This is a genomic window from Streptomyces sp. NBC_01433 (assembly GCF_026340105.1).
Classification (GTDB): Bacteria; Actinomycetota; Actinomycetes; order Streptomycetales; family Streptomycetaceae; genus Streptomyces.
Genome location: NZ_JAPEPM010000001.1, coordinates 2,785,013 through 2,810,396 on the forward strand (window position 1 = coordinate 2,785,013; position 25,384 = coordinate 2,810,396).

Here is a 25,384-nt window from a genome sequence, read left to right on the forward strand (position 1 = left end):
AGCCTGTGGGTAACTTTTGGCTCATGTACTCACCGACTCCGGACAACTGGCACGACGCCAACCGCGCGCGCTGGGACGAGCGCGTGGCGATCCACGCGGCGAGCGACTTCTACGAACTGGATGCCTTCCGGGAGGGCAAGGACGCCCTGCGCGCGTTCGAGGTCGCGGAGGTCGGTGACGTCACCGGCAAGTCCCTGCTGCACCTCCAGTGCCACATCGGGCTCGACACCCTGTCCTGGGCCCGGCACGGCGCCGCGCACGTCGTCGGTCTCGACTTCTCCGAGCCCGCCGTCGAGACGGCCCGCGGCCTTGCCCGGTCGCTGGGGCTCGCCCCGGACCGGGCGGCGTTCGTCGCCGCCGATGTGTACGACGCGCGGGAAGCCGTCCCCGACCTCTCGTACGACATCGTCTACACGGGCGTCGGCGCGCTGAACTGGCTTCCCGACATCGGGCGTTGGGCGGAGACCGCGGCCTCGCTCGTCGCACCCGGCGGATTCCTCTATCTCGCCGAGTTCCATCCGCTGACCGACACGCTGGACGACTCGACCGGCTCGACGATCACCTACGACTACTTCAGCCGCGAGGCGTGGGTGGACGAGACGCCGGGGACGTACGCCGACTTCGACGCCCCGACCGTCCACAACCGCAGCGTCGAGTGGCAGCACCCGGTGGGCGAAGTGGTCTCGGCGCTGGCGGCGGCCGGGCTGCGGATCGAGTTCCTGCACGAACACGACGTCTCGCTGTTCGCCCGCTTCGGCTCGCTGGAGCGGCACGAGGACGGCCACTACCGCTTCCCGGCGGACCGGCCGCGGATCCCGCTTATGTACTCGATCAAGGCATCACGTCCGGTCATCGGCTGAACGACGGCCGCGCCCGGCCGATGGCCGGTGTCACTCGGCGGGGATGGGTTCAGAGGGCGGGCTGGGGAGGGGTTCGGGGAGCGGTCCGGCGCGGTCCCAGCCCGGGGCGCGGACGTCGGCGGTGAGGGTGTTCATCGCGATCTCCTCGCCACAGGTGCGGCAGACCCAGGCGGCATCGAGATCGTGCGCGCGCCCGTGCCCGTGCTCGTCGCTGTGCTCGCCCTCACCGGTGTTCCCGCCCCGGCCGCCACGCGTGCCTTCGCCGGTGTGACCGTCCTCGTCGCCGCTCCCGTCGCCAGGCTCGCCCCCACCGGCGTTCCCGGGCTCGTGCACCAACACGACCGGCGGCTCCTCGTTCACCCAGCGGTCGCCCCAGTCCAGCAGCGCCCGGATCACCGGGGCGAGGTCCCGGCCGGACGCCGTCAGGTGGTACTCGTAACGCGGCGGCCGCTCGTTGTACGGCCGACGCTCGACCACCCCGGCCTGCTCCAGCGCGCGCAGCCGGGCGGCGACGCGGTCCCGGGGCGCACCGGTGTTCCGGGCGATCGCCTCGAACCGGTGGTTGCCGAAAAAGATCTCGCGCACCGCGAGCAGCGCCCATTTCTCGCCCACCACATGGAGTGCGGCGGCAGCGGAGCAGGGCCGCCCGGGCAGCGTGACGGCGTTGGATTCCGGGCTCTCCGGGCTCTTCGAAGCGTTCATCCCTACTAGGTTGCCATCTCAAACTCACTGGCGCTAGCTTGCCGTCATGACAGTTGGAAAATCAAACTCACTGCCACCTGCCCCGCCCACGACTCCAGCTTTCGCCTCCGGCCCAGCCCCTGCCGCAGCCCCCGCCCCGGCCCCCGCTCCGGTCTCGTCGCGCGCCGCTGTGTGGATCATCTCGGCCGGTGTCTTCGTCGTGAACCTCGATCTGTTCATCGTCAACGTCGCCGTTCCCGCGCTGGGCGAATCCTTCGGCGGCAGCTCCCTCGCCTCGCTGTCCTGGGTGCTCAACGCGTACGCGATCGTCTTCGCCGCGCTGCTGGTCGTCGCGGGACGGCTCGCCGACCGCTACGGCCACCGGCGCGGATTCCTACTGGGCCTGGCGGTCTTCACCGTGGCCTCCGCGCTCTGCGCCCTCGCCCCGGATGTCGGATGGCTGGTCGCGGCCCGGATCCTTCAGGCTGCCGGGGCCGCCGCCCTGATGCCGACCTCGCTCGCGCTGCTGCTCGCCAACACCCCTGCGGAACGCCGCCCGCGGGCCATCCGGAGCTGGGCCGCGATCGGCGGGATAGCAGCCGGACTCGGCCCGGTCATCGGCGGCCTTCTGGTGGAGGCCGACTGGCGCTGGGTGTTCCTGGTGAACGTTCCGGTGGGAGTGGTCGGTCTGGTGGCCGGGGCCCGGCTGCTGCCCGACGCCCGCGCGGACCGGGAGGGCCGCCTGCCGGACCTGGCGGGGGCCGCGCTGCTGACCCTCGCGATCGGGGCCCTGGCCCTCGGGCTGGTCAAGGCCGATGCCTGGGGCTGGGGTTCGCCCGGGGTCCTCGTTCCGCTCCTCGCGGCGGTCGGCCTCACAGCGGCCTTCGTCCTGCGCTCGGCCCGGCATCCGGCACCGATCATCGAACTGCCGATACTGCGTACGCCCGCCTTCGCGGCGGCCACCCTGGCGGCACTGTTCTTCACGGTGGCGTTCGCGGCGATGCTGCTCACCTCGGTGCTCTGGTGCCAGCAGGTATGGGGGTACTCGGCGATCCGTACCGGGCTGGCGATCGCTCCGGGCCCGCTGGTCGTGCCGCTGCTGGCGGTCGCCTCCGGCCCGGTGGTCCGCCGTATCGGGGCCGGGCGCACGGCCGCGCTCGGGTGCCTGCTGTTCGGCGCGGGCCTGGCCTGGTGGGCCGCACTGCTCGGTACGGAACCGGCTTACGCGACCGAGTTCCTGCCCGGCATGGTCGTCACCGGTATCGGGGTCGGCCTCGCCCTGCCCACCCTGGTCGGCGCGGCTGCCGCGGCCCTGCCGCCCACCCGCTTCGCGACCGGTTCGGCCGTCACGACCATGGCCCGCCAGACCGGCTCGGTGCTGGGGGTCGCCCTGATGGTCACGCTGCTCGGTGCCCCGGCCGCCCCCGACGCGGTACTGGAGGCATTCCGGCACGGCTGGTGGGCTGCCGCCGCCACGGCCGTACTGGCCGCCGCGGCCGCTCTCGTACTGCCCCGTCCGACGGCTGTGCCGAGCGGGCCCTGAACACGGCAGTGGCGGTCCACCGGGCCGAACCCGGTGAACCGCCGCGCCTGTGGGGGGTGGAGCTTCGCGTCCCTAGACCGCCGAACGGAAGGCGGGCAGATAACCGCCCGACTGTCCTGCGGCCTTGGGGTGGTACGAGTTGTAGACCGGAAGCGTCACGCTGTTGAGCCAGGGGTCACCGGAGCAGAGCTCGTGACCGGTGAACTCGTCCGCCACACCGGAGAACGTGAACCCGGCGTCGGCCGCCCGCTTGGCGAGGACCCCGTTCAGCACGTCCGACGCGTTGTTGATGGCACTGCGCTCGGTCTCGGTGAGCCCGGCGACGCAGCTTCCCGAGAGCTTGTAGAAGCGCGGGTAGCCCAGCACGACCACCTGGGCCTGCGGAGCCTTGGCCCGGATGCTGTCGTAGAGCGAGTCGAGGCTCGACGGCAGGGAGTTCTGGATCTGCGAGACCGCCGTGTTCACGCTGTTGACGCAGGTGGCCTCGCTGGACAGGACGCAGTCCTGCATGACATCGGCGAACCCGACGTCATTGCCGCCCGCCGTGACACTGACCAGCGACGTCGACGAACTCAGCACGCCCAGCTGGCTGCTGGCGATGGAACCGGTCGTCGCCCCGGAGCAGGCGACGAAGTCGAACGAGGCGGGGGAGTTCGCGGCTGCCCAGAGGTAGGGGTAGGCATTGGTGCTGCGCCGACAGTCACCGCTGTCGGAGAGGTAACTCCCCGCGCCGACACCGGAGGAGTAGGAGTCACCGAGCGCGACATAACCGCCCGCTGCGGCCGAGCCGGCGGCCGTGGCCGGTCCGGCAACACCAAGGGCGGCAACGGCTGCGAGGGCCAGGGTGGATACGGATGCCCAAATTCTTCGTACTGACATGGCTGCCAGCCCTTCGAAGTGTGGGGGGTGGGTGGGGGGACTTCGATGGAGCGAACCAGTTTCTAGCAGCTCCCGGTACCCGCCGGTAATGGCCACGCGAGAAGTCGTCTGATATGCCCGAATGATCGTTCGGTATTCGATGCTCCGCGCGTAGATAAACCCTCAACTCGATGTGAGAACCGGTAACTTCGCCGGAACTCACCACGTGGCCGACGACTGTGAGGATCAACGGCGGGTCGGCCAAAACCGGCTCCCGACGATGCGGAGCGACCGGCCGAAGACGCCGTCACCGGCCCTCGGCGTGGCGGGATCTCCGACGCCGAAGTCGAGCTCGATATCGACGGCACCTCCGGCTACGCCTGGCTCGACATCGACGGCGTCGAGTTCGGCTTCCACCCCACATCCCCCGAGGCCAACCCCCGGGCGGAAGCACCGTGCCCCACTGGTCCGTCGAAGACCTCGACACCGAACGCCAACGCCTCCTGACCAGCGGCTGCACCCACCACCGCGGCCCTCTCGCGGTATCGCCCGGCCCGACGCGTCTGCCGGCTCGTGGACCCGTTCGGCACGGTCTTCGGACTCGACGGCCCCTGACGCGCGGCCGTGACGTACGGCGCAGGCGCTCAACGCTCGCGCCGCAGTAGCCCCCGAGAGCGGGCGAAACCACGACCTGCGTCCTCCGGTGCACGGCGGACTCAGTGTCCGGCTCCCCACCGACGGCCAAAACGGGCCCGCACAGCAAATCAGACCCGGTACTGATTTCTCAGTACCGGGCCTGACCTGGTATTTCAGCTGTCGGGGTGGCGGGATTTGAACCCACGACCTCTTCGTCCCGAACGAAGCGCGCTGCCAAGCTGCGCTACACCCCGATGCCCACCGGTCTCCCGGCGACATCGATTACTTTAGCCCACCGGCGCCCGGAGGCGAAATCTGCTTTCTTCGGCGCCGAGCCCGCTCCGCCTGGCCCCGGCCGACCGCGCCCGGGGCCAGTGCGGTGCCCCGGTGGCCGGTCGCGGCGGACCCGGCCAGTCCCGGGGTGCCGGCGTCAGTCGCGGGGTGTCAGCGTCAGCAGGGTCACCTCGGGCGGGCAGGCGAAGCGGACCGGGGTGTAGCGGTTGGCGCCGCAGCCCGCGGAGACGTGGAGGTAGGCGCGCCGGGAGCCCACCGTGTGGCTGGAGAGGCCCTTGACCCGGTCGGTGTCGAGGTCACAGTTGGTGACGAGTGCCCCGTAGAACGGGATGCAGATCTGGCCGCCGTGTGTGTGGCCCGCCAGGATGAGTGGGTATCCATCGGCCGTGAAGGCGTCCAGGGAGCGCAGGTAGGGGGCGTGGACCACGCCGATGGAGAGGTCGGCGCCCGTCTCGGGGCCGCCGGAGACCTCCGCGTAACGGTCCCGCTTGATGTGCGGGTCGTCCAGCCCGGTGAACGCGATCTCCAGGCCGTCGACCTTGAGCCGGTCGCGGGTGTTGGACAGGCCCAGCCAGCCCGCCTCGTCGAACGCGTCGCGCATCGGCTCCCACGGGTTGTGGACGACCCCGACCGCCGGGGCGTTCCCGTTGAGGCCGTGCTTGCCGTGGGCCTTCTCCAGGAGGTAGCGGGCCGGGTTGCGGAGCTTGGGGCCGTAGTAGTCGTTGGAGCCGAAGACGTACACCCCGGGGAACTCCATCAGCGGGCCGAGCGCGTCGAGCAGCTCCGGTACCGCCTCCGGGTCGGAGAGGTTGTCGCCCGTGTTCACTACGAAGTCGGGCCGCAGCCCGGCCAGCGACTGCAGCCAGGCCCGCTTCTTGCGCTGACCGCTCACCATGTGGATGTCGGAGACCTGGAGCACGCGCAACGGGCGTGCCCCGTGAGGGAGTACGGGGACGGTGACCCGCCGCAGGCGGAACGAGCGGGCCTCGAATCCGGCGGCGTAGGCGAGGCCGGCAGCACCGACCGCTGCGCCGACTGCCGTGACTTTCAGGGGTACTCCGTAGCGTGCGCGCATGTGTCCATCGTCGCAGACACGGTGCGTCGACCGGAAAACCGGCGGGCGGCAGGTGGCCCCCACCTGTCACAATCGCGGCATGACCACGCTCAAGTCCAAGCTCAAGGAAGACCTCCACACGGCCATGAAGGCGCGCGACGAGCTGACCTCGTCCACTCTTCGGCTCACCCTCACCGCGATCACCAAGGAAGAGGTCAGCGGCAAGACGGCGCGCGAACTCTCCGACGACGAGGTACAGAAGGTGATCGCCAAGGAGGCGAAGAAGCGCCGCGAGGCGGCCGAAGCCTTCGCCCAGGGCGGCCGTGCCGAGCAGGCGGAGCGGGAGAAGGCGGAGGGCGAGCTGCTCGACGGCTACCTGCCCAAGCAGCTCTCCGACGACGAGCTGAACGCGATCGTCGGATCCGCCGTCGAGGAGGCGAAGGCCGCCGGGGCCGAGGGGCCGCGCGCGATGGGCGCCGTCATGAAGATCGTGAACCCGAAGGTGGCCGGGCTCGCGGAGGGTGGCCGGGTGGCCGCCGCGGTGAAGAAGCTCCTCGCGGGCTGAGCGGACATCCCGTACGTACGGCGGTGCCGCGTACGACGGTGGGGCTGCGGGTCTCTCGCGGGCCGAGGGGCCGGGGACTCGTCCCGTACCTGGTCGTACGCCCGGCGGAGGCGGAGCCCGTACACGTATAGCGGAGCCCGTACACCTATATACGAAGGTGGGGCGCTCCCGGTCGACGTGACCTGGACCGCCCCACCTTCATACGTACGCCGGACCGGTCAGGGACCGTTCCTCCCGCCGTCGTGGTTGCCGCGCGAGTCGCCGCCGAGGCCGCCGAACAGGCCGGGGAACGGGTCGGTGTCGCCGGGCTTGCCGTCCTCGCGGCTGTCGCCCTCGTCGCCCCCGTCGTGGCCCTTGTCCTTGTCCTTGTCCTCCTTCGGCTTCGTCCTGGGGACGGAGACCGGGTTGAAGGAAGGAGTCTCGGAGGCGTTCAGTGCCCCGGTCATCGCGATCTTCCAGATCGGACCGGGGAGGCAGCCACCGCAGACCTTGTCGTAGTACTGGCCACCGATGGTGACGTTGTACATCGAGCTCTTCTCGCCGATGTCGTCACCGACCCACACCGCCGTGGAGAGGTTGGGGGTGTAACCGACGAACCAGGCGTCCTTGCGGTCGTTCGTCGTACCGGTCTTGCCCGCGTTGTCACGGTCGCTGAGCCCGGCCTGCGTACCGGTGCCGTCCTCGACGACGCCCTTGAGCATCTGGTTGATCGTGTCGGCGGTCCGCTCGGTCATCGCCCGCGAGCAGGAGGACTTCGGGACCTTGATCTTCTTGCCGTTGGCGTCGGTGATCGACTCGATGGCGATCGGCGTGCAGTACGTACCGCGGTTGGCGAACGACGCGTACGCGGCGGCCATCGAGAGCGGGGTGCTCACCTCACCGCCGAGGGTGATCGACGGGTTCTCGCCGATCTGCTTGCCGTCGCCCCGCTCGTAGCCGACCTTCTTCGCCATCTTGACCGTGTCGCACAGCCCGGCCTTCTGCTCCAGCAGCGCGAAGTAGGTGTTGATGGACTTGCCGAGCGCGCTCGTCATGTCCCAGGAGCCCTTCTCCGACTCCAGCTCGTTCTGCAGGTCCCAGTTGCCGCCACCGGCACTGGCACCCGAGCAGGTACTGAAGGAGCTCATCGGGACCGAGAGCTTCCAGTCCGTGGAGAACGATGTGGCCGGGCTGATGCCCTTCTCCAGCGCCGCCGCGGCGGTGATCGGCTTGAACGTCGAGCCGACCTGGAAGCCGTAGGTGCTGCCGCCCATCTTGTTGCTGACGGAGAGGTTGAGCACCGTCTCGTTCTTCTTCTGGTCCAGGCCGTAGGGGCGGGACTGGCCCATGGAGAGGATCTTGCCGCTGCCGGGCTGGACCTGCACGACCGACGCCGCGAACTTGTCGTCCTTGTTGACCTTCGCGGTGGCGGCGTCGTTGGCGGCCTGCTGCGCGCGCGGGTCGAGCGTGGTCTTGACGGTCAGACCACCGAGGTTCCAGAGCTTGGAACGATCCTCGTCGGTCTTGCCGAAGGCGGGGTCGCTGAGGATCGCCTTGCGTACGTAGTCGCAGAAGAAGCCGGAACCGCTGACGGCGGTGATGCAGCCGTTCTTCGGCTTCTTGACCTTCAGCTTGATCGGGGTGGCCATGGCCTTGTCCGCCTCGGCCTGCGAGATGCTGCGGACGGCGGCCATCCGGGCGAGCACGGTGTTGCGGCGCTTGGTCGCCTCTTCCGTGTCGTTGACCGGGTCGTAACGGCTCGGCGACTGGACGATGCCGGCGAGCAGCGCGGCCTCCTCCAGCTTCAGGTCCTTGGCGCGCTTGGAGAAGTAGCGCTGGGACGCGGCCTCGATGCCGTACGCCTGCTGTCCGAAGAAGGTGATGTTGAGGTAGTTCTCCAGGATCTTCTTCTTGCCGAGCTCTTCCTCTACCTGGATCGCGTACTTCAGCTCGCGGACCTTGCGGCCCAGCGTCTGCTGGGTGGCTTCCGCGACCTTGTCGGGGTCGTCGCCCGCCTCCTCGACGAAGACGTTCTTCACGTACTGCTGGGTGAGCGTCGACGCGCCCTGCGCCGCTCCGCCCGCCTGAACATTGCGGTTCATCGCGCGAAGGATGCCCTTGAGGTCGATCGCCCCGTGCTCGTAGAAGCGGGAGTCCTCGATCGCGACGATCGCGTCCTGCATGTACGGGGAGATGTCCTTGAGGGGGACGACGGTGCGGTCACGCGAGTAGACCGTCGCGATCGCACCGCCCTCGCGGTCGAGGATCGTGGTGCGTTGGCTGAGCGGCGGAGTCTTGAGGTTGGAAGGGATCTCGTCGAATCCCTCGACCGTCCCCTTGGCGGCGAGACCCAGTGCTCCGGCCGCGGGCAGCGCGATGCCCGCCAGCACAGCTCCGGAGAGTGCGGCGACACCGAGGAACTTGGCGGCCTGCTGGGTCGTCGTGAGACCCCCGCCCGAGCGCTTTTTTGGCATGGGGGCAGCCTACGTTCTCATTTGCCGGACAGGCGTATATGCATTGGCCTAAGCTGCTCACAACTGTCACAGCAGTCCGGTTTCGTATCAAGCCCCGTGCGCAATTTCCGGTCATTCTCTCCCTGGCCGGGGCGCAGTTGGACCAAACACCGAGACGTTCCCGAAATCGCCTCGTGTGTCAGGGAACGTCCGTTGCAACTCGGGTGTACTGTCCCGTTTTCGCGGATATAGTCCCGCATGTCCTCACCTCACTCCCCTGGGTGATCTGCCGCATACGCATAGTCCGTTCGGACCATTCAAGATTGGGCCCGAAGGGGGTGTTGTGGTGTCCCTACCTTCCGTAACGTCCTCAACTGGCAACGGTGAATATGCCGCTGCCGCCGTGGGGGAGCCTCGATTCGGGAGAGGACGGCGCCGGCATGGGCTGGGTAACCGACTGGAGTGCGCAGGCAGCCTGCCGCACTACCGATCCGGATGAACTGTTCGTACAAGGAGCAGCGCAGAACAGGGCCAAGGCGGTGTGCACCGGATGCCCGGTGCGGACCGAGTGCCTGGCCGATGCGCTGGACAATCGCGTCGAGTTCGGCGTGTGGGGCGGAATGACGGAGCGGGAAAGACGCGCACTGTTGCGCCGTCGGCCCACCGTCACGTCCTGGCGTCGACTGCTGGAGACCGCGCGCAGCGAGTACGAGCGGTCCACGGGCATCCTGCCCGCAGGGATCGGGCTGGAGGACGACGAACTGCACGAGACGTACGCCGCTGTGGGGTAGGGACAGGTTCGACGACTGGTACGACGACTGCTTCCTTTTTCGGCACCAGGTTCCTTTCGGCATCCGGTGCGGCGCTGCCTGTCCGTGGCGGTGGGCGGCGTTCCCGCCGTGGGGTGGGGCGTGGTGCGGCCACGGTGGTGTGGCGTGCTGCCGGGACGTGGCGTGGTTACTGGTGTGGCCTGGCGTTGCTACGCGGATTCGGCCGGGGCTGAACCGGAGCCGGTCGCGAGCCGGTCTCCGATGGTCCGTAGGCCGACGAGGTCGTGCACATCACCCGGCAGGGCCGCGACTTCGGTCACCGGGACCTCGGGATGCAGCGCGGCGAAGCGGTCGCGGGTGTGCTGTTCGCGCGCGACGACCTGCATGCGTTCGGCATGCAGCCGCAGCAGACCTGCGGTCAGTTCCTCGACAGGGACTACGGGGGTTACAGGGACTACGGGAACGGCGGGGGCAACGGCTGGAGCGTTCTCGGGGGCATGGTCGGGTGCGGGTGCCGGGTCACGCTCGGATTCGCGCACGTCTGCGGATGTCGGGGCGGACTCCGGGGCGGGCCCAGATGATGGTTCAGATGTGGGGTCGGGCTCAGGCTCGGGGGAGAGCGGCGGCTCGGAGGCTTCGGGAGAGGTGACCGCCGGGTCACAAAGGGCAGCCTTCCCGGCCGTCTGATCCACAATGCGGGTCTCTTCAAGATTTTCTGCGGCGGCGAGCGCCCGCTCGGCGGAGAGCCGGGAAGCCTCGCTGCCGTGGACCCGGTTGAGGACGAGGCCGGCCAGGGGCATGTCCTCCGCAGCCAGCCGTTCCACGAAATACGCGGCTTCGCGCAGCGCGTCCCGCTCCGGCGTCGCGACCACGAGGAACGCCGTGCCGGGCGCCTGGAGCAGCTTGTACGTCGCGTCGGCCCGGGTGCGGAAGCCGCCGAACATCGTGTCCATCGCCGCGACGAAGGTCTGCACGTCCCGCAGGAACTGGCCGCCGAGCAGTTTGCCCAACGTCCCCGTCATCATCGACATGCCCACGTTGAGGAACTTCATCCCGGCCCGTCCGCCCATCTTCGCGGGAGCCATCAGCAGCCGGATGAACGTGCCGTCCAGGAACGAGCCCAGCCGCTTCGGAGCGTCCAGGAAGTCCAGCGCGGAGCGCGAGGGCGGGGTGTCGACGATGATCAGGTCCCACTCGTCGCGCGCCCTGAGCTGCCCGAGTTTCTCCATCGCCATGTACTCCTGCGTACCGGCGAACCCGGCGGACAGGGACTGGTAGAAGGGGTTCTCCAGGATCGCGCGGGCCCGCTCGGCGTCCGCGTGCGCCTCGACGGTCTCGTCGAAGGTCCGCTTCATGTCGAGCATCATGGCGTGGAGTTCGCCGTCTCCCTCGATGCCCTCGACCCGGCGCGGGATGTTGTCCAGCTGGTCGATGCCCATCGACTGGGCGAGGCGCCGGGCCGGGTCGATGGTCAGGACGACGACCTTCCGGCCGCGCTCGGCCGCCCGTACGCCGAGGGCCGCCGCGGTCGTGGTCTTGCCGACGCCGCCCGAACCGCAGCACACGATGATCCGGATGTCCGGGTCGTCGAGCAGCGCGTCGGTGTCCAGCCCGGGTACCGCGTCCGCGACCGGCGTGACCGGGGTCATGAACCCACCTCTTCCCCTGCGCCCTGTTTTCGGAGTTCTGCCGCCAGGTCGTACAACGCGGAGAGGTCCACCCCCTCGCCGATCAGCGGCAGCTCCGCCGCCGGCAGCCCGAGACCGGCCAGCACCGCACGCTGCTCGCGCTCCAGACCGACCCGCTGGGCATGCTCGGCGGCCTGCTCGACCAGCGGTCGTACGAGGGCGGCGGAACCGGTCACTCCGGCCCGGGTCAGCGTCTTCGCGATCTCTTTGCGGCGGCCGCCGGACGCGGTGCGCAGCGCGTCCTCGTCGAGCAGGTGCGGGCGCACCATGTTCACGACGACCCGGCCCACGGGCAGTTCGGCGGCCCGGAGCTCGGCGATGCCGTCCACGGTCTCCTGGACCGGCATCTCCTCAAGGAGGGTCACCAGGTGGACCGCGGTCTCCGGGGACTTCAGGACCCGCATGACGGCCTGCGCCTGATTGTGTATCGGTCCGATCCTGGCCAGCCCCGCCACCTCGTCGTTCACATTGAGGAAGCGGGTGATGCGCCCGGTCGGCGGGGCGTCCATGATCACGTGGTCGTAGACGAAACGCCCCTGCTTGTCCTTGCGGCGGACGGCCTCGCAGGCCTTGCCGGTCAGCAGGACGTCCCGGACGCCGGGCGCGATGGTGGTCGCGAAATCGATCGCGCCGAGCTTCTTGAGCGCCCGGCCCGCGCCGCCGAGCTTGTAGAACATCTGGAGGTAGTCGAGGAGCGCGCGCTCCGCGTCGATCGCGAGGGCGTACACCTCGCCGCCGCCGGGGGCGACGGCGATCTTCCGCTCCTCGTAGGGAAGGGCTTCCGACTCGAAGAGCTGGGCGATGCCCTGCCTGCCCTCGACCTCGACGAGGAGGGTGCGCCTGCCCTCGGTCGCGAGGGCGAGCGCGAGGGCGGCGGCCACCGTGGTCTTACCGGTGCCGCCCTTGCCGCTGACGACCTGGAACCTGCTCACGTATTCGAGCCTAACCAGTCCGGCCCCGGGCTACGCACGGGACCGCACGTGCCAGGTATTACAGTCGGCCCATGACCAAGTGGGAATACGCGACCGTGCCCCTTCTCGTGCACGCGACCAAGCAGATTCTGGACACCTGGGGCGAGGACGGCTGGGAGCTCGTCCAGGTCGTCCCCGGCCCGAACAACCCCGAGCAGCTCGTGGCCTACCTGAAGCGGGAGAAGGCGTAGTGGCGGGCGCCGTCGAGGCGAAGCTCGTCGAACTCGGCCTGACCCTGCCGGGCGTCGTGCCGCCGCTGGCCTCGTACCAGCCGGCCGTGCGGTCAGGGGTGTACGTGTACACCTCCGGCCAGCTGCCGATGGTGGACGGCAAGCTCGCCGTCACCGGCAAGGTCGGCGCCGAGGTGACGCCCGACGAGGCGAAGGAACTCGCGAAGATCTGCGCGCTCAACGCGCTGGCCGCCGTGAAGTCGGTCGCGGGCGACCTGGACCGGATCGCGCGCGTCGTGAAGGTCGTGGGCTTCGTCGCCTCGGCCTCCGACTTCACCGGACAGCCCGCCGTGATCAACGGTGCGAGCGAGCTGCTGGGCGCCGTGCTCGGTGACAAGGGCGTGCACGCACGCAGCGCCGTGGGCGTCGCGGTGCTGCCGCTGGACGCACCGGTGGAGGTCGAGGTCCAGGTCGAGCTGGTCGACGCCTGAGACGTCACCACGCGGTGCGCGAAGACATCATGATCCCGTCCGGTCGATGAGACCGGGCGGGGTCTTCTTTTGGGCCTCGGTCCGCCACCTCCACCCTCGTGGTCATGGGCCCCTGGGCGGAAGTGCTCCGGCCTCTTCCCCGGTGGCCGTGGGTGAAACGGGCGAAAGGACTCGGCCTCTTCCCCGGCGGGCGTGGGTGAAACGGCCGCGGGCCACGGGCCGCCCCTGGGCGACGAGGGGCGCTCCGGCGATCTTCCCGGCCGCCTCTCGAACATCGGCGCGCTTCCGGATAGCCTCCGGCCATGTCCAATGGTCAGTGGTACCCACCGGAATGGCCCGACCGGATCCGGGCACTCGCCGCCGGAGAGCTGACGGCCGTGACACCCCGGCGGGCCGCCACCGTGATGCTGCTGCGTGACCGGGTGGGCGCGGACGCCGGTCGCGGCCCGGTGGTGCACATGCTGCGCCGCCGTGCGTCCATGGCATTCGCCGGAGGCGCGTACGCCTATCCGGGGGGCGGCGTCGACCCGCGCGACGACGACCGCCTCATCGGCTGGGCCGGACCGTCCCTGGAGAGCTGGGCCGCCCGGCTCGGCGTCGACACGGTCACCGAGGCGCAGGCCATCGTCTGCGCGGCGGTCCGCGAGACGTACGAGGAGGCGGGCGTCCTGCTCGCCGGGCCGACCCGCGACACGGTCGTCGGGGATGTGACCGGAGCCGACTGGGAGGCGGACCGCGAGGCGCTGGTGGCCCGCGAGCTGTCGTTCGCCGAGTTCCTGGACCGGCGCGGTCTGGTGCTGCGCTCCGATCTGCTGGGCGCCTGGGCGCGCTGGATCACCCCGGCTTTCGAGCCGCGGCGGTACGACACCTGGTTCTTCGTCGCGGCGCTCCCGGACGGGCAGCGCACCCGCAACGCCTCCACCGAGGCGGACCGTACGGTGTGGATCTCCCCCGGAGAGGCCGCCGACGGCTACGACCGGGGCGAGCTTCTGATGATGCCGCCCACCGTGTCGACGTTGCGGACGCTGAGGCCGTACGGGACGTCCGCCGAGGCCCTGGAGGCGGCGGATTCCCAGGACCTGGCTCCCGTACTCGCACAGGCTCGACTGGAGGGCGATGAGTTGGTGCTGAGCTGGCCCGGGCACGACGAGTTCACCAAACACATCCCGGGCGCGGGCGCGAGTGCGGGTGTGGGCTCGGGTGCGGCGCCGGATTCGCGTGAGGGCGGGGAGCCGGCCTCAGGCCCGGCCTCAGGCGCGGGCGGTGGGGCCGCGTGAGCGACGCTGCCGCCCTGCCCGGACAGCCGCGCGGCGGGGTGCTCTCCGGCCCCGCCACCGCCCGTACGGTCAACGTCCTCGCCCCCAACGCCTCGGCGATGACGCTGGACGGCACCAACACCTGGATCGTCGCCGAGCCCGACTCCGATCTCGCCGTCGTCATCGACCCCGGACCACTCGACGACGCACACCTGCGGGCCGTCATCGACACGGCCGAGCGGGCCGGGCGACGCATCGCCCTCACCCTCCTCACCCACGGGCACCCCGACCACGCGGAGGGCGCGGCACGCTTCGCCGAGCTGACGCGTACGAAGGTGCGGGCCCTGGACGCGGCGCTGCGGCTGGGCGACGAGGGGCTGGCGGCCGGTGACGTGATCACCACCGGAGGGCTCGAACTGCGGGTGGTGCCGACCCCCGGGCACACCGCGGACTCGCTCTCGTTCCATCTGCCCGCAGACCGGGCCGTGCTGACGGGAGACACGATTCTCGGCCGCGGCACGACCGTCGTCGCGCACCCGGACGGGCGGCTCGGTGACTACCTGGACACGCTGCGGCGGCTGCGCTCGCTGACGGTCGACGACGGGGTGCACACGGTGCTGCCGGGCCACGGACCGGTGCTGGAGGACGCGCAGGGGGCCGTCGAGTTCTACCTGGCCCACCGCGCGCACCGCCTGGCCCAGGTGGAGACGGCGGTGGAGGCGGGGCACCGCTCGCCGATGGAGGTGGTGGCCCAGGTGTACGCCGATGTGGACCGCTCCCTGTGGCCGGCCGCGGAGCTCTCGGTACGGGCCCAGCTGGAATACCTCACCGAGCACGGCCTGATCTGAGGGCTGTCCCGTCATCCCTGGCGGGCGCGCGAGGAAGGGCCCCGCCGTCCGGCGAGACCCTTCCTCACACGCGACGCATCCGTACGCGGCGCACCCGTACGCAACGCACCCGTACGCGACGTATCGGCACGCAACACAGCCGCAGGTGTCAGTGCGGCAGCCGCGCGGTCAGCGCGACCGCTTCGCCAGCCGCTCCACGTCCAGCAGGATCACCGCACGGGCCTCCAGCCGCAGCCAACCGCGTCCGGCGAAGTCCGCGAGCGCCTTGTTGACCGTCTCCCGGGAGGCGCCGACCAGCTGGGCCAGCTCTTCCTGGGTCAGGTCGTGGACGACGTGGATGCCCTCTTCCGACTGGACGCCGAAGCGGCGCGACAGGTCCAGGAGCGCCCGTGCGACGCGGCCCGGAACGTCGGAGAAGACCAGGTCGGACATCTGGTCGTTCGTCTTGCGCAGGCGTCGGGCGACGGCGCGCAGCAGTGCGGTGGCCACCTCGGGGCGGGCGTTCAGCCAGGGCTGGAGGTCGCCGTGGCCGAGGCCGAGGAGCTTGACCTCGGTCAGCGCCGTCGCGGTCGCGGTACGCGGGCCCGGGTCGAAGAGCGACAGCTCACCGATCAGCTCGCCGGGGCCGAGGACGGCCAGCATGTTCTCGCGCCCGTCGGGGGAGGTGCGGTGGAGCTTCACCTTGCCCTCGGTGACCACGTACAGGCGGTCACCCGGGTCGCCCTCGTGGAAGAGCGCGTCGCCGCGCGCGAGGGTCACCTCACTCATCGAGGCGCGGAGCTCCGCGGCCTGCTCATCATCGAGCGCCGCGAAAAGCGGGGCGCGCCGCAGAACGTCGTCCACGAGTTCTCTCCTTGTCGGCCTGTTCAGGGAACCGTGGTCCCCATCATGCCGGACGGTAAAACAGTGCGATCAATCACAAACCAGTTTGACGCACGGGCGTGCCGGACCCTACGGCAGGGGGCCGATCGGGCGTGGATACGCGGTGACCGGGGCGGATGTCAGTGGCGGGCTCTAGGCTGGCCGGGTGTCCAGAATGCCGGTGAGAGCGCAGGCCAAGGGGGCTGATGGGGTGCCGGAAAGCCACAATTCCGCTGTGGGCGAACAACTCGCTCGGTGCTCGAAAAATGCCGCAAAAGGCCCGCTGGAGCGTTGGCCCGGAAGCCGGCCGGGAGGCCCGAAGTGAAGACGACCACACCGAACTCGACCACAGCGAACGAGACCGCAGCGAACGTGACCGCACCGAAGTCGACCACATCGAAGTCGATCGCACCGAAGTCGGCCAAGCCGAAGACCTCCACGACTCCCGGGGCCGTCAGGTCTCCCAAGGCCTCCAAGACTCCGAAACCGGAATCGCACCTCGCGATGGTCCGCCGGGCCCGCCGGATCAACCGCGAGCTCGCCGAGGTCTATCCGTACGCCCACCCCGAGCTGGACTTCCGTAACCCTTTCGAGCTCCTCGTCGCCACGGTGCTCTCCGCTCAGACCACCGATCTGAGGGTCAACCAGACCACTCCCGCGCTGTTCGCCGCCTACCCCACTCCCGAGGACATGGCCGCGGCCGTCCCGGAGGAGATGGAGGAGATCATCCGGCCGACCGGCTTCTTCCGGGCCAAGACGAAGTCGCTGCTCGGCCTGTCCGCGGCTCTCAGGGACAACTTCGGCGGTGAGGTCCCCGGTCGCCTGGAGGACCTCGTCACGCTGCCCGGTGTCGGCCGCAAGACCGCCAACGTGGTGCTCGGCAACGCGTTCGGTGTCCCCGGCATCACCGTCGACACCCACTTCGGCCGGCTGGTCCGCCGCTGGAAGTGGACCGAGGAGGAGGACCCGGTGAAGGTCGAGGCCGATGTGGCCGCGATCTTCCCGAAGAGCGAGTGGACGATGCTCTCGCACCGGGTGGTGTTTCACGGCCGCCGGATCTGCCACTCCCGTAAACCCGCCTGCGGCGCCTGCCCGATCGCACCGCTCTGTCCCTCGTACGGTGAGGGCGAGACGGACCCGGAGAAGGCCAGGAAGCTCCTGAAGTACGAGATGGGCGGCTATCCGGGCCAGCGGCTCAGCCCGCCCGCGGACTACCCGGGCAAGCCCGCACCCGCCCTGGGGGCCGGATGAGTGACAGAGCCGCACCGGAGACGGGCCCGCGGGGGATACGGCGCCGCACAACTGGCAGCGCCACATGAGGAAAGCACCCTCCCCACGGAATGGCTCGGAACGAAATGGCCGACGACAGGCGTTGTAAAGCGACGGGGGTGCCTATGACGCACGCACAGAGCACGACACACACGCAGGGTGCGTCGCCCGCACCGGACGCACGGAACGCGCCGCGCCCGGCGAACGGGCCGGACGCACGGAACGCGCCGCGCCCGGCGGGCGGACCGCGCACGGCGTACGGGCCGGACACAGGGAACGGACCGCGCACGAGATCCGTCGTCAGCACGATGACCGACAGCGCGATGGCCGTCACCAGTGGCGGTCTGCCCGGCTGGCTCGACCCCGTCGCCGACGCGGCGCGCACCGTACGGCCCCAGCAGCTCAGCCGCTTTCTGCCACCCGAGAGCGGCGCGGGACGGCAGTCCGCCGTCCTGATCCTCTTCGGTGACGGGGAGCGCGGTCCCGAGCTGCTCCTGATGGAGCGTTCCGGCTCCCTGCGCTCCCATGCCGGACAGCCGTCCTTTCCCGGCGGCGCCCTGGACCCCGAGGACGGCGACCAGGCGACGACCGGGCCGCTCAGGGCCGCGTTGCGGGAGGCCGAGGAGGAGACCGGGCTCGATCCGCGGGGCGTCCAACTCTTCGGCGTGCTGCCCCGGCTGTACATCCCGGTCAGCGGCTTCGTCGTGACTCCCGTGCTCGGCTGGTGGCGGGAGCCGAGCCCGGTCGGGGTGGTGGATCCGGCCGAGACCGCGCGCGTCTTCACGGTTCCCGTGGCGGATCTCACGGACCCGGCCAACCGGGCGACAGCCGTTCATCCGAGTGGCCACCAAGGACCGGCATTTTTGGTCGAATCCGCCCTGGTCTGGGGTTTCACGGCCGGAGTGATCGACCGGATCCTGCACTACGCCGGGTGGGAACGCCCGTGGGACCGAGCCAAGCAGGTGCCGCTCGACTGGCGTGCATGACAGGCTGACCCCCTTGCTGCGCTGTTCCGGGCCCGGTCCGGACCCCGTCGTACGGACGGGCCAGGTGACGAATCTGCGAGGCTATAGACGGTGAACGTGCTGGACATCCTGCTGTTGGTCGGCGCCGTGTGGTTCGCGGTCATCGGCTACCGCCAGGGTTTCGTCGTCGGCATCCTTTCGGTGATCGGCTTTCTCGGCGGCGGACTCGTCGCCGTCTACCTCTTGCCGCTCATCTGGGACCGGGCGACCGACGGGTCCGAGGTCTCCTCCACGGCCGCCATCGTCGCGGTCGTCATCGTGATCGTGTGTGCCTCGGTCGGCCAGGCATTCACCACCCACCTGGGCAACAGACTCCGTCGGCACATCACCTGGTCGCCCGCGCGCGCCCTGGATGCCACCGGGGGCTCACTCGTCAACGTGGTGGCGATGCTGCTGGTCTCCTGGCTGATCGGCTCCGCGCTCGCCGGTACGTCGCTGCCGACGCTGGGCAAGGAGGTCCGCAGCTCCTCGGTCCTGCTCGGCGTCTCCCGGGTGATGCCCCGCCAGGCGTCCACCTGGTTCACGGACTTCACCTCGGTCCTCGCGCAGAAGGGCTTCCCGCAGGTCTTCAGTCCCTTCGCCAACGAGCCGATCACCGACGTCAAGGCCCCGGACCCGGCCCTGGCCGGCAGCCCCGTGGCCGCGCGCGCGAAGAAGTCCATCGTCAAGGTCATGGGCATGGCACCGAGCTGCGGCAAGGCCCTCGAAGGCACCGGTTTCGTCTTCTCCGACCGCCGCGTGATGACCAACGCGCACGTGGTCGGCGGCGTCGACGAGCCGACCGTCCAGATCGGCGGCGAGGGACGGCTGTACGACGCGAAGGTCGTCCTCTACGACTGGCAGCGCGACATCGCCGTACTGGACGTCCCGGACCTTCGGGCCGAGCCGCTCAAGTTCACCGGCACCGACGACGACGCGGAGACGGGCGACAGCGCCATCGTCGCGGGCTTCCCGGAGAACGGCGCCTATGACGTGCGCTCCGCCCGCGTACGTGGCCGCATCGACGCCGACGGCCCGGACATCTACCACCGGGGCACCGTGCGCCGTGATGTGTACTCGCTCTACGCGACCGTGCGCCAGGGAAACTCCGGCGGGCCGCTGCTCACTCCGGACGGAAAGGTGTACGGAGTGGTGTTCGCCAAGTCGCTCGATGACCCGGACACCGGCTACGCGCTGACGGCGGACGAGATCCGCCAGGACATCGCGCGCGGCCGTACCGCCAACCAGCAGGTCGACAGCCAGGGCTGCGCGCTCTGAGTCCGGGCTGCCGGCCGGAGCCGCGGCCCCTGACCGCCGGAGCCGTCGCCCCTGACTGTCGGACGCATCGCCCGGTGACCGCCGGACCCACCGCCCCGTGGCCGCCGGGCCTCGTGGTCCGGTCAGTCAGTCGGAGCGGGCGGCCCGCTGTCGGAGTGCCGCTGAGCCATCTCCGCGATCAGCTGCGCGGGTGACGCAGCCGCGCCGAGACCCAGCGGGCCCGACGGCGGAGAATGCGCGGAATCCCGAGCCGGTGATGGGTACGGAGATGGTGAACGTCATGCGTATCGTGCAGCCGGCCCTGAGGGCCGCCCCCCTCGTGAGTGCCCACACCGGCTGTCGCGGTGGAGCGGCGGTTGCGTGCTTCGTCAGTGAAGTCGTGCGTCCAGCCCATACCCCGACGTCTGCCCGTGACCCAAGGTCGGTAATCGTGTGGGAGTCAGCCAATTGGCCTATGCGGCAGGCAATTGGCTGTTCGCCGACGGCTGCGCCCCGGTGCTACCGGTCGGGCTCGGGATCCTTGAGCCAGTTGATGAGTTCGGTCGAGAAGCCGACCGGATCCTCTTCGTGGGGGAAGTGCCCGAGACCGTCGAAAAGTCGCCAACGGTAGGGCGCCTCGACGTACTCGCCGGACCCCGCTGAACTCCGCGTCCTGACCGCCGGATCGAGTGACCCGTGCAGGTGCAGCGTCGGTACGCGTACCGGCCGCTTCATCCGCCGGTTGAACTGGATACCGTCCGGCCGCGCCATGGACCGCACCATCCAGCGGTACGGCTCGATCGCGCAGTGCGCCGTCGACGGGATGCACATGGCACGCCGGTAGACGTTCACGGCCTCCTCGTCGGGGAAGTCCGCGGTCCGCGGCCCTGACCAGTCCCGGATCAGACGGCCCACCAGGGCCGCGTCGTCCGCGACGAGCTGACGTTCCGGCAGCCACGGCCGCTGGAAACCCCAGATGTACGAACCCGCCCGGGACTGCGAGAAGTCGGAGAGCATCGCCGAGCGCCAGCGGCGCGGATGCGGCATCGACGACACCACGAGCCGCCGCACCAGCTTCGGCCGCATCACCGCGGCCGTCCACGCGAGATAGCCGCCCATGTCGTGGCCGACCAGTGCGGCGTCGGGTTCGCCGAGCGAGCGGATCACGCCGGTGACGTCGAGCGCCAGATTGGCGGGGTCGTATCCACGGGGCGTGCGGTCGCTGCCGCCCACTCCGCGAAGGTCCATGGCCACTGCACGGAAACCTGCGTCGGCGAGTGCGGTCAGCTGGTGGCGCCATGTCCACCAGAACTGCGGGAAGCCGTGCAGCAGCAGCACCAACGGCCCGTCGCCCATCTCCGCGATGTGGAAGCGCGCACCGTTGGCCGCCACGTCGCGGTGGGTCCAGGGGCCGTCGAGACGTACAGGACTACCGGTACCGGACGGACTCGACGAGCCTGCCGGACCGAATGGGCTGGAATCGGGGACCGTCATGTGGACGAGCGTGCCACAGCGTCGGCCTTGTCCTTACCCGGGCGGTTCTCGACGGCCTTGTCCGCCAGGGTGCTGCCGGAGCGCCGCAGGATCGCGTCGGCCTCCACCGAGGGCCGGGGGTGCGGCTTGACGGCCTGGAGCACGGCGGCGGTCTGCTTGGCCGAGGCGATCGTCTTCTCCGGCGGCTTGACCTTCTTGAACTTGGCGATCGCGATCAGTGCCAGCAGCACCGCCAGCAGAATGAACGCGCCGCCCACGATCAAGAACGACCAGGCGAGTCCGAGCCCCAGGTTATGGATCCCGTACGCGGCCGCGAAGCTCAGTACGGGCAGCGCGAACAGAATCAGCACGCCCGCGACGATGAAGGCCACGCTGCCGATGACGCCGCGCTTGACGTCCTGTCGTACCTCGGCCTTGGCCAGGGCGATCTCATCGTGCACCAGCGCGGACATCTCGGCCGTCGCCGAGGCGACCAGCTGCCCGAGACTGCGGTCCGCGCTGCCCGCGTAGTTGCCGGGGTCGCTCATCCCTGACTCCCTCTCCTCTTCAACACATCCGATGTCAGATCATGCCGGACTGTCCGGCTTGTTGCGCGCTGCCCCCGCCAGTTCGGCCAGACGGCGGTGCTCGGCCGCCTTCCTCTCGTGGATCACGGCCATCCGCAGGTGATACTCCGGGTCGTCCTGTTCGTAGATGTCGGGCACGCCGGACTGGTCCTCGTCGAGCTCCTCCGCCTCGTACAGGGCCTGGTATCTGCGTACCCGGAGTTTGAGCAGTACACCGGAGACTACGGCCGCTATCAGGGAGCCGATCAGTACGGCTGCCTTGATCTCGTTGACCATTTCCGTGTCGCCCTCGAAGGCGAGTTCGCCGATGAGCAGCGAAACGGTGAAGCCTATTCCGGCGAGCGAGGCGACTGCGAAGACATCCGCCCAGGCCAGGTCCTTGTTCAGCTCCGCCTTGGTGAAACGGGTCGCGAGCCAGGTGCCGCCGAAGATGCCCACGGTCTTGCCGAGGACCAGTCCGAGGACCACACCGAGCGTCTCGGGCCGGGTGAAGACACCGGCGAGCGCGTCGCCCTTGAGGGAGACACCGGCTGAGAAGAGCGCGAACAGCGGCACGGCGAGCCCGGCCGACAGCGGGCGGACCAGATGCTCGATGTGCTCACCGGGGGAGTGCTTCTCGCCCTCGCGCCTGGTGCAGCGCATCATCAGGCCCATCGCGACACCGGCGATGGTGGCGTGGACGCCGCTGTTGTACATCAGGCCCCAGATGACCAGGGCCAGTGGTATGTAGATGTACCAGCCCCGGACCCTCTTGCGGATCAGCACGTAGAAGACGGCGAGTCCGGCGAAGGCTCCGCCGAGCGCCATGAAATCGATGCTGTCCGTGAAGAAGACCGCGATGATCAGGATCGCGAAGAGGTCGTCGACGACGGCGAGGGTCAGTAGGAAGGCGCGCAGGGCGGACGGCAGCGAGGTCCCGATGACCGCGAGTACGGCGAGAGCGAACGCGATGTCGGTGGCCGTGGGGACGGCCCAGCCGTCCGTGGACCCGCCGCCGAGGGACGTGGTCAGGAAGTAGACCAGTGCGGGCACGGCCATGCCGCACACCGCCGCGACCACCGGGAGGGCGGCCGCCTTGGGGTCCCGGAGTTCGCCCGCGACCAGTTCACGCTTGAGTTCGACGCCCGCGACGAAGAAGAAGACGGCGAGCAGCCCGTCGGCCGCCCAGTGCGCCACGGAGAGGTTCAGGCCCAGCGCCTCGGGACCGAAGTGGAAGTCGCTGATCGTCTCGTAGCTGGCCTGGAAGGTGTTCGCCCAGACGAGGGCCGCGACGGCGGCGACCAGCAGGATGACGCCGCCGACCGTCTCGGTACGCAGTGCTTCCGCGACATAGTTCCGCTCGGGCAGCGGAAGACGGCCGAGCAGGGTGCGGCGGGGGGACGGGGGTGCGGGGGTGGGCGCGGCCACGAGTGGGAACCTCCGGGTCGGTACGGCAGCGATGGCATGGCTGATGCACTTGCCGACCAGACTTCCCGGCACACCCTTTGGAAATTTCTTATTGCGTTGTTGACGCAGCGACCACTGTACCTGGGGGGCCGGAAACCGTATCCAGTGATTTTCACCCTAAATGCCCGATGGGCACCCGGCGCGTTGCCGGATGCCCATCGGGGTCGTACGTACAGATGTCTCTCGGTACGTCCTGGCCGTCGACGCGTGAACGGTCCAGGTACGTGGCGGGCTGTCAGTCCTCGGAGGAGGAGGCCGGCAGCTGCGTCTGGATCAGGTCCATCACCGAGGAGTCGGTGAGCGTGGTGACGTCACCCAGCTCGCGGTTCTCGGCGACATCCCGCAGCAGGCGGCGCATGATCTTGCCCGAGCGGGTCTTGGGCAGCTCGGCCACCGGCAGCACCCGCTTGGGCTTGGCGATCGGTCCGAGCGTGGTGCCGACGTGGTTACGCAGCTCCGCGACCAGTTCGTCGGAGGCGGTCGCCGAACCGCGCAGGATCACGAACGCGACGATCGCCTGTCCCGTCGTCTCGTCGGCCGCGCCGACCACGGCGGCCTCGGCGACCGAGGGGTGCGACACGAGGGCCGACTCGACCTCGGTAGTCGAGATGTTGTGCCCCGACACGAGCATCACGTCGTCCACCCGGCCGAGCAGCCAGATGTCGCCGTCCTCGTCCTTCTTCGCCCCGTCGCCCGCGAAGTACTTGCCCTCGAAGCGCGACCAGTACGTGTCGAGATAGCGCTGGTCGTCGCCCCAGATGGTGCGGAGCATCGACGGCCACGGCTCGGTGAGGACGAGATAGCCGCCCCCGCCGTCCGGCACTTCCCGCGCCTCGTCGTCGACGACCGTGGCGGAGATGCCCGGCAGCGCGCGCTGGGCGCTTCCCGGCTTGGTCTCGGTCACACCCGGCAGCGGCGAAATCATCATCGCGCCGGTCTCGGTCTGCCACCAGGTGTCCACGATCGGGCACTTGTCGGCGCCGATGTGCTTCCGGTACCACATCCATGCCTCGGGGTTGATCGGCTCACCGACCGAACCGAGGACGCGCAGCGACGACAGGTCGAACTTGGCGGGGATGTCGTCACCCCACTTCATGAACGTACGGATCGCGGTCGGCGCGGTGTAGAGGATCGTGACGCCGTACTTCTGCACGATCTCCCAGAAACGCCCCTGGTGGGGGGAGTCGGGCGTGCCCTCGTACATGACCTGGGTGGCGCCGTTGGCCAGCGGACCGTAGACGATGTACGAGTGTCCGGTCACCCAGCCGATGTCGGCGGTGCACCAGTAGACGTCGGACTCCGGCTTGAGGTCGAAGACCGCGTGGTGGGTGTACGCCGCCTGGGTGAGGTAGCCGCCCGAGGTGTGCAGGATGCCCTTCGGCTTACCCGTGGTGCCCGAGGTGTAGAGGATGAAGAGCGGCTGCTCCGCCTCGAAGGCCTCGGGGGTGTGCTCGGCCGACTGCCTGGCGGTGATCTCGTGCCACCAGATGTCGCGGCCTTCGGTCCACGCGGTGTCCTGACCGGTGCGGCGGACCACGAGGACGTGCTCGACGCTCTCGATACGGGAGACGGCGTCGTCGACCGCGGGCTTGAGCGCGGAGGGCTTGCCGCGGCGGTAGCCGCCGTCGGCGGTGATGACGACCTTGGCGTCCGCGTCCTGGATGCGGGCGGCGATGGCGTCGGCCGAGAAGCCGCCGAAGACCACCGAGTGCGCGGCGCCGATGCGGGCGCAGGCCAGCATCGCGATCGCGGCCTCGGGAATCATCGGCAGATAGACGGCGACCCGGTCGCCCGTGCCGACACCGAGTTCGGTGAGGGCGTTGGCGGCGCGGGAGACCTCTTCCTTCAGTTCCGCGTAGGTGATGGCGCGGCTGTCGCCGGGCTCACCCTCGAAGTGGATGGCGACCCGGTCGCCGTTGCCCGCCTCGACGTGGCGGTCCACGCAGTTGTACGCGACGTTGAGCTTGCCGTCCGCGAACCACTTCGCGAAGGGCGGGTTGCTCCAGTCGAGCGTCTCGGTCGGCTCCGTGTCCCAGGTCAGGCGACGGGCCTGCTCGGCCCAGAAGCCCAGCCGGTCCGCCTCGGCCTGCTCGTACGCCTCTGCTGTGACGTTGGCGTCAGCGGCCAGCTCGGCAGGCGGCGCGAATCTCCGCTCTTCCCGAAGCAGGTTGGCCAGGCTTTCGTTGCTCACGACTTCTCCCAGTCCCAGGGTGTCCGTTGTGTCCCGGGGCATAGCTCATCAGGCCAAGGGCCAGGTGACAAGTGTCTGCCGGGAATTGGTTTAGACCTGTGTCTTCGTGTATGGAGGCACGATCCCGCTCCCGGCAATGACCTCGCACGGCTCCTTCATGGGGTCTCACGGGCACCTCA

At 69.7% G+C, this 25,384-nt stretch carries 24 protein-coding genes and 1 tRNA gene; 11 read left to right on the plus strand and 14 right to left on the minus strand.

What is annotated here, in order from left to right:
• Positions 1–23: 23 nt before the first annotated feature.
• Complete coding sequence (locus OG413_RS12535) at positions 24–860, plus strand: bifunctional 2-polyprenyl-6-hydroxyphenol methylase/3-demethylubiquinol 3-O-methyltransferase UbiG (protein WP_266805132.1); 837 nt, start codon at positions 24–26, stop codon at positions 858–860.
• Between the two features lie 30 nt (positions 861–890).
• Here OG413_RS12535 and OG413_RS12540 read toward each other — a convergent pair whose 3' ends face one another.
• On the minus strand, positions 891–1,562 hold the full coding sequence (locus OG413_RS12540) for a helix-turn-helix domain-containing protein (protein ID WP_266805134.1): 672 nt from the start codon (positions 1,560–1,562) through the stop codon (positions 891–893).
• Positions 1,563–1,608: 46 nt separating this feature from the next.
• Between OG413_RS12540 and OG413_RS12545 the strand changes: the two genes are divergently transcribed.
• Positions 1,609–3,084, plus strand: a complete 1,476-nt coding sequence (locus OG413_RS12545; RefSeq protein ID WP_266805136.1) for an MFS transporter — start codon at positions 1,609–1,611, stop codon at positions 3,082–3,084.
• A 72-nt stretch (positions 3,085–3,156) separates the two neighbouring features.
• On the opposite strand, the gene OG413_RS12550 is transcribed toward OG413_RS12545, so the two are convergent.
• The 4 genes from OG413_RS12550 to OG413_RS12565 form a co-directional block, all read right to left on the minus strand.
• Positions 3,157–3,963 (minus strand): SGNH/GDSL hydrolase family protein, encoded by an 807-nt coding sequence (locus tag OG413_RS12550; RefSeq protein ID WP_266805137.1) that lies wholly within the window; start codon positions 3,961–3,963, stop codon positions 3,157–3,159.
• Positions 3,964–4,188: 225 nt separating this feature from the next.
• The gene (locus OG413_RS12555; protein ID WP_266805138.1) at positions 4,189–4,359 is read right to left on the minus strand and encodes a hypothetical protein; all 171 of its coding nucleotides are present in this window, start codon (positions 4,357–4,359) and stop codon (positions 4,189–4,191) included.
• A 399-nt stretch (positions 4,360–4,758) separates the two neighbouring features.
• Positions 4,759–4,832, minus strand: a tRNA-Pro gene (locus OG413_RS12560).
• A gap of 176 nt (positions 4,833–5,008) precedes the next feature.
• Positions 5,009–5,947, minus strand: a complete 939-nt coding sequence (locus OG413_RS12565; RefSeq protein ID WP_266805140.1) for a metallophosphoesterase — start codon at positions 5,945–5,947, stop codon at positions 5,009–5,011.
• A gap of 79 nt (positions 5,948–6,026) precedes the next feature.
• Between OG413_RS12565 and OG413_RS12570 the strand changes: the two genes are divergently transcribed.
• Positions 6,027–6,491: a GatB/YqeY domain-containing protein gene (locus OG413_RS12570; protein ID WP_073719662.1), complete on the plus strand. Its 465-nt coding sequence runs from the start codon at positions 6,027–6,029 to the stop codon at positions 6,489–6,491.
• 218 nt (positions 6,492–6,709) lie between these two features.
• Here OG413_RS12570 and OG413_RS12575 read toward each other — a convergent pair whose 3' ends face one another.
• The gene (locus OG413_RS12575; protein ID WP_266805144.1) at positions 6,710–8,944 is read right to left on the minus strand and encodes a transglycosylase domain-containing protein; all 2,235 of its coding nucleotides are present in this window, start codon (positions 8,942–8,944) and stop codon (positions 6,710–6,712) included.
• Positions 8,945–9,363: 419 nt separating this feature from the next.
• On the opposite strand from OG413_RS12575, the gene OG413_RS12580 reads away from it, so the two are divergent.
• Entirely contained in the window at positions 9,364–9,714 is a 351-nt protein-coding gene (locus OG413_RS12580; RefSeq protein WP_266805146.1) for a WhiB family transcriptional regulator, read from the plus strand.
• 188 nt (positions 9,715–9,902) lie between these two features.
• Here OG413_RS12580 and OG413_RS12585 read toward each other — a convergent pair whose 3' ends face one another.
• Both OG413_RS12585 and OG413_RS12590 read right to left on the minus strand, forming a co-directional pair.
• Positions 9,903–11,342, minus strand: coding sequence for an ArsA family ATPase (locus OG413_RS12585; RefSeq protein ID WP_266805148.1), 1,440 nt, complete (start codon positions 11,340–11,342; stop codon positions 9,903–9,905).
• Positions 11,339–12,313, minus strand: coding sequence for an ArsA-related P-loop ATPase (locus OG413_RS12590; protein ID WP_266805150.1), 975 nt, complete (start codon positions 12,311–12,313; stop codon positions 11,339–11,341). The genes OG413_RS12585 and OG413_RS12590 overlap by 4 nt, the downstream gene beginning before the upstream one ends.
• A 71-nt stretch (positions 12,314–12,384) precedes the next feature.
• On the opposite strand from OG413_RS12590, the gene OG413_RS12595 reads away from it, so the two are divergent.
• The 4 genes from OG413_RS12595 to OG413_RS12610 all read left to right on the plus strand — a co-directional run bounded on the left by OG413_RS12595 (position 12,385) and on the right by OG413_RS12610 (position 15,117).
• On the plus strand, positions 12,385–12,543 hold the full coding sequence (locus OG413_RS12595; protein ID WP_003967454.1) for a DUF4177 domain-containing protein: 159 nt from the start codon (positions 12,385–12,387) through the stop codon (positions 12,541–12,543).
• Complete coding sequence (locus tag OG413_RS12600) at positions 12,543–13,013, plus strand: RidA family protein (RefSeq protein WP_266805152.1); 471 nt, start codon at positions 12,543–12,545, stop codon at positions 13,011–13,013. Before OG413_RS12595 ends, OG413_RS12600 begins: the two co-directional genes overlap by 1 nt.
• A gap of 302 nt (positions 13,014–13,315) precedes the next feature.
• Entirely contained in the window at positions 13,316–14,290 is a 975-nt protein-coding gene (locus tag OG413_RS12605; RefSeq protein WP_266805153.1) for an NUDIX hydrolase, read from the plus strand.
• A complete protein-coding gene (locus OG413_RS12610) occupies positions 14,287–15,117 on the plus strand; it encodes an MBL fold metallo-hydrolase (RefSeq protein ID WP_266805154.1) in 831 nt (276 codons plus the stop codon). The genes OG413_RS12605 and OG413_RS12610 overlap by 4 nt, the downstream gene beginning before the upstream one ends.
• Positions 15,118–15,285: 168 nt before the next feature.
• On the opposite strand, the gene OG413_RS12615 is transcribed toward OG413_RS12610, so the two are convergent.
• Positions 15,286–15,960, minus strand: coding sequence for a Crp/Fnr family transcriptional regulator (locus tag OG413_RS12615; RefSeq protein ID WP_014046869.1), 675 nt, complete (start codon positions 15,958–15,960; stop codon positions 15,286–15,288).
• A 423-nt stretch (positions 15,961–16,383) separates the two neighbouring features.
• Here OG413_RS12615 and nth point away from each other — a divergent pair, with 423 nt between their 5' ends.
• From nth to OG413_RS12630, 3 genes are all read left to right on the plus strand, one after another.
• A complete protein-coding gene (nth, locus tag OG413_RS12620; RefSeq protein WP_266810103.1) occupies positions 16,384–17,229 on the plus strand; it encodes an endonuclease III in 846 nt (281 codons plus the stop codon).
• Positions 17,230–17,555: 326 nt separating this feature from the next.
• Entirely contained in the window at positions 17,556–18,233 is a 678-nt protein-coding gene (locus OG413_RS12625) for a CoA pyrophosphatase (protein WP_266805155.1), read from the plus strand.
• Positions 18,234–18,323: 90 nt separating this feature from the next.
• Complete coding sequence (locus tag OG413_RS12630) at positions 18,324–19,529, plus strand: MarP family serine protease (protein WP_266805156.1); 1,206 nt, start codon at positions 18,324–18,326, stop codon at positions 19,527–19,529.
• Positions 19,530–19,707: 178 nt separating this feature from the next.
• On the opposite strand, the gene OG413_RS12635 is transcribed toward OG413_RS12630, so the two are convergent.
• From OG413_RS12635 to acs, 5 genes are all read right to left on the minus strand, one after another.
• Positions 19,708–19,923: a hypothetical protein gene (locus OG413_RS12635; protein WP_266805158.1), complete on the minus strand. Its 216-nt coding sequence runs from the start codon at positions 19,921–19,923 to the stop codon at positions 19,708–19,710.
• Between the two features lie 104 nt (positions 19,924–20,027).
• Positions 20,028–21,002, minus strand: a complete 975-nt coding sequence (locus OG413_RS12640; protein WP_266805159.1) for an alpha/beta fold hydrolase — start codon at positions 21,000–21,002, stop codon at positions 20,028–20,030.
• The gene (locus OG413_RS12645) at positions 20,999–21,529 is read right to left on the minus strand and encodes a phage holin family protein (RefSeq protein WP_266805161.1); all 531 of its coding nucleotides are present in this window, start codon (positions 21,527–21,529) and stop codon (positions 20,999–21,001) included. Before OG413_RS12645 ends, OG413_RS12640 begins: the two co-directional genes overlap by 4 nt.
• A gap of 39 nt (positions 21,530–21,568) precedes the next feature.
• Positions 21,569–22,975, minus strand: a complete 1,407-nt coding sequence (gene nhaA / locus OG413_RS12650) for a Na+/H+ antiporter NhaA (protein ID WP_266805163.1) — start codon at positions 22,973–22,975, stop codon at positions 21,569–21,571.
• Between the two features lie 274 nt (positions 22,976–23,249).
• Complete coding sequence (gene acs / locus OG413_RS12655) at positions 23,250–25,247, minus strand: acetate--CoA ligase (RefSeq protein ID WP_266805165.1); 1,998 nt, start codon at positions 25,245–25,247, stop codon at positions 23,250–23,252.
• Between the last annotated feature and the right edge of the window lie 137 nt (positions 25,248–25,384).